At 63.5% G+C, this 12624-nt stretch carries 11 protein-coding genes and 1 pseudogene; 9 read left to right on the top strand and 3 right to left on the bottom strand.

The genetic code is table 11. The features are described from left to right. Nucleotides 1–37: 37 nt before the first annotated feature. Nucleotides 38–1606, top strand: a complete 1569-nt coding sequence (locus AC1D02_RS05155; RefSeq protein ID WP_477314389.1) for a spermidine synthase family protein — start codon at nt 38–40, stop codon at nt 1604–1606. Nucleotides 1607–1612: 6 nt separating this feature from the next. After that, on the top strand, nt 1613–2176 hold the full coding sequence (locus AC1D02_RS05150) for a spermidine synthase (protein ID WP_477314387.1): 564 nt from the start codon (nt 1613–1615) through the stop codon (nt 2174–2176). A 51-nt stretch (nt 2177–2227) separates the two neighbouring features. On the opposite strand, the gene metG is transcribed toward AC1D02_RS05150, so the two are convergent. Then, nucleotides 2228–4360, bottom strand: coding sequence for a methionine--tRNA ligase (gene metG / locus AC1D02_RS05145; protein ID WP_477314385.1), 2133 nt, complete (start codon nt 4358–4360; stop codon nt 2228–2230). 147 nt (nt 4361–4507) lie between these two features. On the opposite strand from metG, the gene apbC reads away from it, so the two are divergent. The 6 genes from apbC (at nt 4508) to AC1D02_RS05115 (ending at nt 9184) form a co-directional block, all read left to right on the top strand. Next, complete coding sequence (gene apbC, locus AC1D02_RS05140) at nt 4508–5596, top strand: iron-sulfur cluster carrier protein ApbC (RefSeq protein ID WP_477314383.1); 1089 nt, start codon at nt 4508–4510, stop codon at nt 5594–5596. Nucleotides 5597–5630: 34 nt separating this feature from the next. Further along, a complete protein-coding gene (locus tag AC1D02_RS05135; RefSeq protein WP_477314381.1) occupies nt 5631–6035 on the top strand; it encodes a DUF4399 domain-containing protein in 405 nt (134 codons plus the stop codon). A 50-nt stretch (nt 6036–6085) separates the two neighbouring features. Beyond that, nucleotides 6086–6754 carry a phytanoyl-CoA dioxygenase family protein gene (locus AC1D02_RS05130; protein ID WP_477314379.1) on the top strand — a complete coding sequence of 223 codons (669 nt, stop codon included), beginning with the start codon at nt 6086–6088 and terminating at the stop codon, nt 6752–6754. Nucleotides 6755–6761: 7 nt separating this feature from the next. Next, nucleotides 6762–7781, top strand: coding sequence for an RNA methyltransferase (locus AC1D02_RS05125; RefSeq protein ID WP_477314377.1), 1020 nt, complete (start codon nt 6762–6764; stop codon nt 7779–7781). 151 nt (nt 7782–7932) lie between these two features. Then, a complete protein-coding gene (locus AC1D02_RS05120; RefSeq protein ID WP_477314375.1) occupies nt 7933–8649 on the top strand; it encodes a hypothetical protein in 717 nt (238 codons plus the stop codon). A gap of 55 nt (nt 8650–8704) precedes the next feature. Further along, nucleotides 8705–9184: a VOC family protein gene (locus AC1D02_RS05115; protein ID WP_477314373.1), complete on the top strand. Its 480-nt coding sequence runs from the start codon at nt 8705–8707 to the stop codon at nt 9182–9184. Between the two features lie 16 nt (nt 9185–9200). On the opposite strand, the gene AC1D02_RS05110 is transcribed toward AC1D02_RS05115, so the two are convergent. Next, nucleotides 9201–10415, bottom strand: coding sequence for an MFS transporter (locus AC1D02_RS05110; RefSeq protein WP_477314371.1), 1215 nt, complete (start codon nt 10413–10415; stop codon nt 9201–9203). Nucleotides 10416–10462: 47 nt separating this feature from the next. After that, a pseudogene (locus tag AC1D02_RS05105) lies at nt 10463–11511 on the bottom strand (NAD(P)-dependent alcohol dehydrogenase). Nucleotides 11512–11721: 210 nt separating this feature from the next. On the opposite strand from AC1D02_RS05105, the gene AC1D02_RS05100 reads away from it, so the two are divergent. Beyond that, nucleotides 11722–12615 (top strand): LysR family transcriptional regulator, encoded by an 894-nt coding sequence (locus AC1D02_RS05100; RefSeq protein WP_477314369.1) that lies wholly within the window; start codon nt 11722–11724, stop codon nt 12613–12615. The last annotated feature ends 9 nt before the right edge of the window (nt 12616–12624 follow it).

The raw sequence follows: 12624 nt of genomic DNA, 5'->3' as shown, positions 1-12624 counted from the left end.
TTATCATCGAATGAGAAAACTTGATCGAAAGGCAAGAATGCGCGCGCCGCCGACTTCCCGCTACATCGCATTGCTGTTCCTGGTGTCCGGATTCTCGGCGCTGATCTACCAGGTGGTCTGGCAGCGCACGCTGTTCGCCACCTTCGGCATCAACAGCGAATCGGTGACGGTGATCGTCTCGGTCTTCATGTTCGGCCTGGGCGTGGGCGCGCTGGCCGGCGGCTGGCTGCAGCGGCACTTCCCGCGCCACCTGCTGCGCCTGTTCCTCGCGCTGGAAGTGGTGATCGGCCTGTACGGCTTGGCCAGCCTGGCGCTGATCCGCCTGGTCAGCGAGGCCGCCGGCGACACCTCGACCGGCGCGCTGGTGCTGTGGGTTTACCTGATCCTCGCGCTGCCGACGCTGATGATGGGCGCGACCCTGCCGGTGCTGGTGGCCTGGCTGCAGGGCTACCTGCGCAACGTCGGCCAGTCGGTCGGCCTGCTGTACGCGTTCAACACCTTCGGCTCGGCGCTGGCGGCGTGGTTCACGGTGCAGGTGCTGTTTCGCTTCACTGGCCAGCACGGCGCGGTGCTGGTCGCCGCATGTTGCAATTTCGCCACTGCGGCGCTGATCTACGAGGCCAGCCGCCGCATCGCGCGCGCCGGCGTCATCGGCGACGATCTGCCGGAGCCCGAGCCGGCGCGCCCGGCGCTGCTGCCATACCCGCTGGTGTGCGCGATCCTGCTGGCGATCGGCTTCATCTCCCTCAGCCAGGAAATCCTGTGGTTCCGCATGCTCGGCTTCATGACGGCGAACCGGCCGCAGGTGTTCGGGCTGATGCTGGCCGCGTTCCTGGCCGGGATCGGCGCCGGCTCCCTGCATTCGCGCCGCGCGTGCCTGCCCGATGGCCGGCCGGTGTCCTACCTGGTGCGCGCGCTGTTTTGCGCGATCGTCGTGTTCTACCTCGCGCTGCCGGGGGTTGCGGCGACGTCGGCGTGGGTGGCCAAGGACGCCGGCGCCATGGTCGCCTACCTTGCCATCGCCGCGGTCGCGTTCTTCACCGGCGGCATCCTGCCGATGCTGATGCACCTGGGCGTGCCGGGCGAGCCGGACGACGCGGCGCGCTCGGTGTCGTGGCTGTACTTCGCCAACATCGTCGGCGCCACGTTCGGCCCGCTGGCGACCGGCTTCATCCTGCTCGACCTGTTCACGCTGGAAGCGAACATCGCGATCCTGAGCGCGCTGACCATGGCGCTGCTGCTGGCCTTGCTGGCTGCGCTGCCGATCGAGCGCGAATCGAAGCTGCGCGCCGCGGCGCTGGCGGCGGCGATGGTCGTCGTCGCGGGCGGACTGCATGGATGGCTGTACCAGGGCCATCTCGAGCGGCTGCAGTTCGGCAAGCCGCGCCATCCGGCGTTCGTGCACCGGCTTGAGAATCGCAGCGGCATCATCACCGTCGACCATCATCAGGACGCCGACATCATGTACGGGCACGGCATCTACGATGGACGCTACAACCTCGATCCCCTGTTAAACGTCAATCTGATCGACCGCGCCTACCTGATCGCCAGCCTGCATCGCAAGCCGGAGCGCGTGCTGGAGATCGGCCTGAGCACCGGCTCTTAGGCCAAGGTGATCTCCACGTACGAGCCGGTGAAGTCGCTGACGATCGTCGAGATCAACAAGGGCTACACCTCGGTGATGGAAAATTATCCGCAGATCGCGAGCGTGCTGGCCGATCCCAAAGTGCGCGTGCATATCGACGACGGCCGGCGCTGGCTGCGCAACCATCCGGACGAGCGCTTCGACGTCATCGTCATGAACACCACGTATTACTGGCGCAGCAATGCGACCAATCTGCTGTCGGCGGAATTCCTGGAGATGGCGAAGCGGCACTTGAGGCCGGGCGGGGTGGTGTACTACAACGCGACCGGATCGCTGGACGTGGTCTACACGGCGGCCACGGTGTTCAATCACGTGACGACGTACCTGACTTTCGTGGCGGCAAGCGATGCGCCTTTCGACATGAGCGTGGAGGAGAGAAGGGCGAACCTGCGTCTGTTCAGCGGATATCGCGCGGAACTGGACCGGCTGGCGACGATGCCGCTGCAGCCGCGCCGCGACGAGTATCTGGCGAAACAGGGGCTGTGGCGGATCACCGACGACAACATGGCGGTGGAATACAAGACGCGGTAGGCGAAGAACCGAAAAAATGGGGTCAGGTCCGGCGGACCTGACCCCATCGGATCAGCGGATGCGCATGCCCGGCCTGGCGCCCGGCCACGGTTCCAGCACGTACAGGCCCGGATCGGCTTTCTCGTCCGCGGCCGACGCGCACAGCACCATGCCTTCGGAGACGCCGAACTTCATCTTGCGCGGCGCCAGGTTCGCCACCAGCACCGTCAGCTTGCCGATCAGCTGTTCCGGCTGATACGCCGACTTGATGCCCGAGAAAACATTGCGCATGCGGCCTTCGCCCACGTCCAGCGTCAGTCGCAGCAGCTTGTCGGAACCGTCGACCTGCTCGCAGTTGACGATCTTCGCGATGCGCAGGTCGATCCTGGTGAAGTCGTCGATCTTGATTTCGGGGGCCAGTTCTTCGATGCCTGGGGTCAGGTCCGTCGGACCTGACCCCGCCTCTGCCGGCGCCGCGACCGCAGCCGCGGCAGCGACTGGCGGACGGTCGAACAGATCCTCGACCATCTTCGCATCGACGCGCTGCATCAAGTGGCTGTAAGCGCCAATCGTGCGGCCCAGCATCGGCTGGTACACCGCCGCGCCCTGAGTATCTTGCCACGACAGCTGCGCATCGCCCAGCATCTCGGCCACGCGCGCCGCGATCTGCGGCAGCACCGGCGACAGCAGAATCGTCAACTGGCGGAACAGGATCAGCGCGGTGGTGCAGACGTCATGCAGCTCCGCGGCTTTGTCCGCGTCTTTGGCCAGGATCCACGGCTTGTTTTCGTCGACGTACTGGTTGGTGATGTCGGCGATCTCCATGATCTCGCGCAGCGCCTTGCCGAACTCGCGGTTCTCGAAATTGGCGGCGATGTTCGCCTGGCGCTCGACGCCGTCCACGCTCAGGGCCTTCGAAATCCAGCCCATTGCCGTCGGTGACAGTTCGGCCGCCAGCTTGCCGTCGAACTTCTTGGCGATGAAGCCGGCGCAGCGGCTGGCGATGTTGATGTACTTGCCGATCAAGTCGCTGTTCACGCGCGCCACGAAGTCGTCGCCGTTGAAGTCGAGGTCTTCCACTTTCGCGTTGAGCTTGAACGCGATGTAGTAGCGCAGCCACTCCGGGTTCATCTTCAGGTCCAGGTAGCGCAGCGGCGAGATGCCGGTGCCGCGCGACTTCGACATCTTCTCGTTGTTCACGGTCAGGTGGCCGTGCACGTTGACCTTCAGCTTGTCGATGATCGGGTGCTGCGCGAAGTTCAGCATCGCCGGCCAGAACAGCAGGTGGAACGAGACGATGTCCTTGCCGATGAAGTGCACCTGCTCGGTGCCCGGATCGTTCAGCAGCGCGTCGAAGTCGATGCCTTTTTTTGCGCAGTAGTTCTTCAGGCTGGCCAGGTAGCCGACCGGCGCATCCAGCCACACGTAGAAGAATTTGCCCGGCGCGTCAGGGATCGGAATGCCGAAGTAGGGCGCGTCGCGCGAGATGTCCCAGTCGGCCAGCTTCTCGCCGGCTTCGCCGAGCCACTCGGAGACCTTGTTGACCATCTCCGGCTGCAGGCGGCCAGGCGTGTTCAGCCACTCCTTGAGGAAGGTGTAGCAGCGCGGGTCGGACAGCGCGAAGAAGTACTGCTCCGACGGTTTCAGGATCGGCGTCGCGTTGGTAAACACGGAGAACGGATTCACCAGTTCGGTCGGCTGGTAGGCCGCGCCGCACACTTCGCAGTTGTCGCCGTATTGGTCCTTGGCGCCGCACTTCGGGCACTCGCCCTTGATGTTGCGGTCGGCCAGGAACATGCCCTTGACCGGGTCGAAGAAGCGGTCGACGGTCTTGGTGACGATCAGGCCGGCGTCGCGCAGCTTGCGGTAGATGCCCTGCGACAGTTCGACGTTTTCCGGCGAATCCGTCGAGTACCAGTTGTCGAAGCCGATGTGGAAGCCGTCCAGGTACTGCTGGCGGCCGGCGGCGATCTTGGCGACGAACTCCTGCGGCGTGATGCCTTCCTTTTCGGCCGCGATCATGATCGGCGTGCCGTGGGTGTCGTCGGCGCAGACGAAATGGACCTCGCGCGCGGCGCCGCCATCGCGTTGCATTCGCTGGAAGCGCACCCAGATATCGGCCTGGATGTACTCCATCATGTGGCCGATGTGGAAGGCTGCGTTGGCGTAAGGCAGGGCGGTGGTGACGAACAGCTTGCGGGTCATGGTCGAAATACGCTTATCGATAGATGAAAATAAGCATTTTACCAGCGCCGGGGGCCGGTGCGCACGGCGGGGCAGTCAGGTTTGCCATTCCTGCAAGTCGGGCCACCCGTTTTGCGCTAAACTTCGGCATCACATCTGGAGACATTCATGAGCATCACAGCAGAAGACGTCAAGGCGGCACTGGCAGCGGTCATCGACCCGAACACGCAAAAAGACTTCGTTTCGTCGAAATCGGTCAAGAACATCAAGGTCGAAGGCGGCGACATCAGCCTCGACATCGAACTCGGCTACCCGGCCAAGAGTCAAATAGCAGCCATCAGCGCCGACGTGACGCGCGCGCTGCAGGCAATTCCCGGCGCCGGCAAGGTCAGCGCCAGCGTCTATTCGAAAATCATCTCGCACACGGTGCAGCGCGGCCTGAAGATCATGCCGAACGTGAAGAACATCATCGCCGTCGCCTCGGGCAAGGGCGGCGTGGGCAAGTCGACCACCGCGGTCAACCTGGCGCTGGCGCTGGCCGCCGAAGGCGCATCGGTCGGCATCCTGGACGCCGACATCTACGGCCCGTCGCAGCCGATGATGCTGGGGATCTCGGGCCGCCCCGAGACCACCGACGGCAAGACCATGGAGCCGCTGGAGAACCACGGCCTGCAGGTGTCGTCGATCGGCTTCATGATCGACCCGGACGAGCCGATGGTGTGGCGCGGCCCGATGGTCACGCAGGCGCTGCAGCAGCTGCTCGAGCAGACCAACTGGCGCGACCTCGATTACCTGGTGGTCGATATGCCCCCGGGCACCGGCGACATCCAATTGACGCTGTCGCAGAAGGTGCCGGTCACCGGCGCGGTGATTGTCACCACGCCGCAGGACATCGCGCTGCTTGACGCGCGCAAGGGCCTGAAGATGTTCGAGAAAGTCGGCATCCCGATCCTCGGCGTGGTGGAAAACATGAGCACCCACATCTGCTCGAACTGCGGCCACACCGAAGCGATCTTCGGCCACGGCGGCGGCGAGAAGATGTGCCGTGACTTCGGCGTCGAATTCCTCGGCGCCTTGCCGCTGACGATGGCGATCCGCGAGCAGACCGATTCCGGGCGCCCGACCGTGGTCGCCGAGCCGGATGGCCCGATCGCGCAGGTCTACAAGGACATCGCGCGCAAGGTCGCCATCAAGATCGCCGAGAAGGCCAAGGACATGACCAGCAAGTTCCCTAGCATCGTCATCAAGAACGACTGACGATTTCGTCCACTTCAAGAACAAGGAGATCGGTATGCGTATTCCGTACAAGCAGTTGGCGGTAGCCGTTGCAATGAGTGGAATCGCCGGCCTGGCGCCGGCGCAGACGCCATCGGTTTCCTTCCTCGAGCCGGCCGACGGCGCCACCGTCACCAGCCCGTTCAAGGTGAAGTTCGCGGTGAAGGGCATGGAAGTGCGGCCGGCGGGCGACATGGCGTCGAACACCGGTCACCACCACCTGCTGATCAACGCCGACAACGTCAAGGCGGGCGATGTGGTGCCGACCGACGAGCATCACCTCCATTTCGGCAAAGGCCAGACCGAGGCTGAAGTGAAGCTCCCGCCGGGGAACTACGTGCTGACCATGCAGTTTGCCAACGGCGCGCACCAGTCGTACGGCGCGCCGCTGGCCAAGTCGATCAAAGTCACCGTCAAATAGAGCCGCCAACGGCCGGGGTCTGGTCCTGCGGACCTGACCCCATCTTCAGCATGCCTACAGAAATCACCCGCCTTAACGATTTTGGATTCGCGATTATCGAGCCTTTGTTTGAAGATCTCGATTCGTCGCTTCAGCTGAGGGCGATCGACAGCGTCGGCGCCCGCGATCTGTTGGACCAGCCCTGGTGCATGGAGCTCGCCCGCCGAATCCGGACCCATTCGCTGATCGCGCCGCTGTTGCCGCCCGACCCGGTCGCGGTGCAATGCACATTTTTTCAGAAATCGACTGGACAGAACTGGCTCGTGCCAATGCACCAGGACTTGAGCATCCCGGTTCGCGAGCGGGTAGATGACGCAAATTTGAGCGGATGGTCGGAAAAGGACGGAACCCTGTTCGTCCAGCCGCCGGACGAGGTGTTGAATCAATTGGTGGCGGTACGGCTGCACATCGATGCCTGCGGAACGGACGACGGGCCGCTGCGGGTCGTGCCGGGTTCGCAGGCGTCGGGACGGCTCTCGGCCGCGCAAGCGCAGATCGCGCGCGAGCGATCCGGTGAAACGTCGTGCGAAGTCCCGCAGGGCGGCGCACTCGTGCTCAAGCCACTGCTGCTGCATGCGTCGTCGAAGGCGTCCGGCCAAAGCCTGCGCCGCGTGCTGCATTTTGTATTCGGACCGCGGTCCTTGCCGTATGGCCTCGAGTGGCACACTGCCGTGGAATAAGAAACCAATGAACCTCGAACAAATCCGCGCCCGCCTGCGCGCCCTCGGCGCCCAACCCCTGCACGAACAGCGCATCCTGCGCGACTGGGTGCGCGCCCAACCCTACGACCAGGGCCGGCGTCGCCCGCAGGACTTCCTGCCCAAGCCGGTACGCGAGGCGCTGCCCGCGCTCGACGCCGAACTGCACGGCATGGCGCGCCTGATCAGCACCCACCCCGGCGAGGACGGATCCGCGCGCCTGCTGGTCGGCCTCGCCGACGGCCAGGCGGTCGAAACAGTGCTGCTGCCGCGCGACGGCGTATGCGTATCGAGCCAGGTGGGCTGCGCGGTCGGCTGCCAGTTCTGCATGACGGGGCGCGACGGCCTGATCCGCCAGGTGACCAGCGGCGAGATCGTCGCCCAGGTGGTGCTGGCGCGGCGCCAGCGGCCGGTGAAGAAGGTCGTTTTCATGGGCATGGGCGAGCCGGCCCACAACCTCGACAACGTGATGGCGGCGATCGAACTGCTTGGCACCTCGGCCAACATCGGCCACAAAAACCTGGTGTTCTCGACGGTCGGCGACCTGCGCGCCTTCGAGCGGCTGGCGGCATCGGCGGTGAAGCCTGCGCTGGCGCTGTCGCTTCACACCACCAAGCCGGCGCTGCGCGAACAGCTGCTGCCGCGTGCGCCGAAGCTGACGCCGCGCGAACTGGTCGAACATGGCGAGCACTATGCGCGCCAGACCGGCTATCCGGTGCAGTTTCAGTGGACTCTGTTAGAGGGCGTCAATGACGGCGACGACGAGATGGACGGCATCGTCGAACTGCTGAAAGGCAAACACGCGGTGCTCAACATGATCCCCTACAACACCATCCGCGATCTTGCCTTCAAGCGGCCCAGCTGGGAGAAGGCGAGAGCGATCGCCGCGGCGCTGCACCAGCGCGGCGTGCTGACCAAGCTGCGCGACTCGGCGGGGCAGGACGTCGATGGCGGCTGTGGCCAGTTGCGCGCCCGCGTGGCGCGCAGCATCTCCATCCGCCCGATCTGACCCGGTCGACAGCCCTCCCTTCGCGCGAACGACAGCGTCCAATTGCGTTGACTGTTGCTTTTCTTCGTCAAGGTAAAATCAATTGGACTTGCGGTTTTGTTAAGAATAATCTTGACCTTCGGCTCGAATCAGAATCCCGAAAGGAAAGATCATGTCGCCTCCCTATCGCGCTGTAAGTCGTGGCGGATTAAATTATCACAAGGAGAGGTACGACAGCCTGATCGAGGACCGCGACCTGGCCAAAGCGGACCGGGTGGCGTGCTACATGCTCGCTGTCGTGTGGAGCTGCGGCGTTGCTGGCGTGGAGGGCGCGCCGCATTCGGCCAGCTACATTGCCCATGACATCACCAAGCCGGCGCAACGGACCGTACCGTTTACCGTCGTCGTCAACAAAGACGATCCGAAACCGAAGCGCAGGGCCGATACGCTGTTAAAAGACACCGAAAAGACCGTTACGGTTTCCAACACGGAAGCCGAAGGCTCGGCGGCCCATTGGCTGAAAGAGCGCAGCATGCGCCAGCTCGACATCCAGCTCGATTGCGTTGCCGCCGCCTATGTCGGAGACCGCTGGTACCTCGCCGCCAACAACCTGGTGATTATCGATTCCGATGCAATGGAAATGCTTCGGGAGCTCGGCACGCCGAACGCCCTCTACAAAATCGTATGGGATCCGACGCCCAACCTGCACGCGGAGATGAAGATCCTGAAGCACTTGCGGACTGCGGGCGTGGCGCTTGCCGGCATCGACATGGGCGTGTCCAAGCCGTGCTGCAACCTGTGCAAACGGGTGCTGGACCAACAAGGCGTGGCGTACACGTCGTATCACGGCGACGCCGTGGACCCGAGTCGATGGGCTGCGCCGTTCTAGGCCTGGAGGCAAAATGGTCTAAGCTATCGACTCGTCCACCCATCGGAGAATAAGAATGATCAGCAAGAACACGATTTGCCTTTGGTTCAATGGTAATGCAGAAGAAGCCGCCCAGTTCTACGCCAGGACTTTCCCCGATAGCTCGGTCGGAGCCATCCATCGCGCGCCGGCCGACTTCCCGTCAGGTAAGGAGGGCGATGTCCTGGTGGTGGATTTCACCGTGGCGGGCATCCCGTGCATCGGCCTGAACGGCGGTCCGGGGATCCAGCACAGCCAGGCATTCTCGTTCCAGATCGCGACCGACGACCAGGCCGAAACGGACCGATTGTGGGATGCGATCATCGGCAACGGCGGCCAGGAAAACGCCTGTGGCTGGTGCCAGGACAAGTGGGGAATCTCGTGGCAGATCACGCCGCGCGTTCTGACGGACGGGTTCAACAATCCCGATCGTACGGTGGCCAAACGCGTGTTCGAGGCGATGATGGAGATGCGCAAAATCGACGTCGCCAGGATCGAAGCGGCGAGCCGCGGCTGACTCTCCTGCGGCCCGACTAGTCCCCGCCGCAATTCAAGTGCCGCGGGCGAGCGGCGCGTGCGGCCAACACCGCAAGAACAGCAGATACAATCAGTAAGGCTGCACTGGCGCCAAAGGTTACCTGGTAACCGTTGGCGTCGAACAGCATGCCTCCCACTGTCGCGCCGAGCATAATCGCGAGCTGGACCACGGCTACCATCAGACCGCCCCCGGCTTCCGCATCCTTTGGCAGGATTCTCGATAGCCATGTCCACCAGGCCGTTGGCGCCGCCGTTCCCACCAGCCCCCAAAGCCCGAGCAGGATCGCGGTCGCGACAACCGAGTTGCCAACCCAGATGAGCGCCATCGCGATCGCTGCCATGATCACGGGAATCATAATCAAGGTCGGGTACAGCCGTTGCTTGAGGAACGTCCCGATCAGGGTGGTGCCGACGAAGCCGGACAGGCCGATGATCAACAGCATGAACGACAGCGTCGAGATGCTGACGTGGGTCTCGCGTTCGAGGAAAGGCCGCAGGTACGTGAACAGCGCGAACTGCCCCATGAAGAGCAGGCTGACCGCCGCCATGCCGAACGCTACCGCGGGCTGCTTTAACAGCTTCAATACATTTCCCGAAGAGTGGCCGGCGTGGACCGTCATCGAAGGCAGGCTGATAAATTTCCATGCGAACGCGATTGCCGCAACGGGAACGACGAACAAGAACGCGCCGCGCCAGCCGATGATGGCGCCGAGGAAGCTGCCGAGGGGCGCCGCAATCACCGTGGCCAACGCATTGCCGCCGTTGAGGATGGCGAGCGCGCGCGGGACCTGGTCGCTCGGGACCAAACGCATCACCGTCGCCGCCGACATCGACCAGAAACCGCCGATCGCAATACCGATTAGTGCGCGGCCGGCCATGAACAAGCCGTAGCTCGGCGCGAATGCCACCAGCGTTCCCGACGCAATCATCAGCAGTGTCATCGATAGCAGAAGCACTTTGCGATCGAGTCGGCCGGCCAGCGCCGGGATACACAGGCTCGTGATCAAGGCGAACGCGCCGGAGATGGCAATTGCCTGGCCGGCCTGTCCCTCGGAAACGGCGAGGTCCCGGGCGATTGGCGTCAGCAGACTGACCGGAAGAAATTCCGATGCCACGAGGGTGAACGCCCCCAGCGCCAGCGCGAACACGGCGCTCCATGCCGCCGGGCTGTGCACCGCGGCACGTTGATTTGCAGAGATTTCCAGATTCATTGTTTCCTGACTATTGTTGGTGGAAGCGCCGGCGGCGGGGCACATCCTCACGCCGCGAGGGTGGTGTTGTCGATCACGAAGCGGTACTTCACATCGCCCTTGAGCATGCGCTCATAGGCGTGATTGATTTCGTCGGCGCGGATTATCTCGGTGTCGGCAATGATGCCGTGCGCGGCACAGAAGTCGAGCATCTCCTGGGTTTCCGGAATGCCGCCGATCATCGAGCCTGCGATCGCGCGGCGCTGGCCGACCAGGTTGAACACCGCGGGCGATGGGTGCGGCGAGGCGGGCACGCCTACCAGGACAATAGTGCCATCGCGCTTCAGCAGCGCCATGAACGGGTCCAGGTCGTGCGGCGCCGCCACCGTATTGATGATCAGGTCGAGGCTCATTGCATGCGCTGCCATTGCCCCGGTATCGCGCGATACTACAACCTGGTGCGCGCCCAGCGCCTGCGCATCTGCGCGCTTCGATTCGGAGGTGGTGAACGCGACAACCTGCGCGCCCATCGCATTGGCCAGCTTGATGCCCATATGACCAAGGCCGCCGATGCCGACGATCCCGATCTTCTTGCCCGGCCCCGCGTGCCAGTGGCGCAGCGGCGAGTAAGTGGTGATGCCTGCGCAAAGCAGCGGGGCCACGGCCGCGAGTTGCGCTTCCGGATGCCGCACCCGAAGCACATAGCGCTCGTGCACCACGATCTGCTCCGAGTAGCCGCCCAGGGTGTGGCCCGGGGCGTCCGCGGTCGGGAAGTTATAAGTGCCGGTCATGCCGTTGCAGTAGTTTTCGAGCCCGCTCTCGCAGTCTGCGCAGTGCCTGCAGCTGTCGACGATGCAGCCGACTCCGACCAGGTCGCCGGCCTGGAAGGCGGAAACATGCGCACCGACGGCAGCTACGCGGCCACGATTTCGTGGCCGGGAACGCATGGGTACACCGTACCGGCCCATTCGCCGCGCACCTGGTGCAGGTCGGAGTGGCATACGCCGCAGAATGCGATGTCAATTTGAACATCGTGTGGGCCAGGACCGCGCCGGGGAATGTCAATCGATTCAAGGGGTTGGTCGCCGGCATGGGCGCCGAAAGCTTTGACGGTCACGGGGAATTCCTTTCATTCTTGGGTGGCGCTGCATTGGAACCGCATGCAAAAGTGTCCGGGAAATGAATGGTAGTGGCAGGCAGGTTGGGAAAACGAATCGAAAACGGGATGGGCTTATGCGCTCGTATCATTAATCGATATGCTTATTAAGACTTTGGCGCCATATAATGGCGACTCCTCGCAAGCGCGATTCCGCCACAAAGGATCACCATGGCCCGCGACAATATCAACGATATCCTCGTCTTTTTCGCCGTTGCGCGGGAACGCAGCTTTACCCGCGCCGCTGCAAAACTCGGCATGTCGCAGTCCGCGCTTAGCCATATCGTGCGCGCGCTGGAAGCCCGGCTGGGCGTGCAGCTGCTGACCCGCACCACGCGCAGCGTCTCGCCGACCGAAGCGGGCGAGCGGCTGCTGCAGAACGTCGCGCCGCGGATCGAGGAGATCGAAGCGGAAATCGCGGCAATCAGCGATCTGGGCGGCAAGCCGGCCGGCACGATTCGGATTACGGCGATCGACAGTGTGATCGATAAGGTTTTATGGCCCCGGCTGGCGCCGATACTGCCGCAATATCCGGACCTGCACGTGGAAATGAATTCGGAATATCGGCTGGTGGACATCGCGGGCGAACGCTTCGACATCGGCGTGCGCTTCGGCGACCAAGTGGAGAAGGACATGGTCGCGGCACGCCTCACGCCCGATATGCCGACGATGATTGTCGGCTCGCCGGGCTACTTCGAGTGGCACACGATTCCGCGCTCCGCGCAGGACCTGATGAAACACAACTGCATTACCTTGCGAATGGCGAGCAGCGGCGGCATCTATGCATGGGAACTTGAACACGAGGGGAATGCAATGGAGGTGCGGGTGCGAGGCCAGAGCGTCTTCACGACCGGTTACCATATGGTGAATGCCGCACTGAGCGGCAACGGGCTGGCGTTTGTCACGGGAGACCTGGCCGAGCAACACGTGCGCGATGGCCGTCTTATCAGCGTGATGGAGAACTGGTGTCCAAAATTCCCCGGCTTGCACGCCTACTACCCGAGCCGGCGTAACTCTTCGCGCGCCCTGGGCCTGGTCATCGATGCGATTCGATATAAAGGTTGACGCATGCCC

Source organism: Massilia sp. P1_C10, assembly GCF_056406475.1.
The sequence above is the reverse complement of the archived record's forward strand: the minus strand, read 5'-3'. Positions and strand labels throughout refer to the sequence as shown.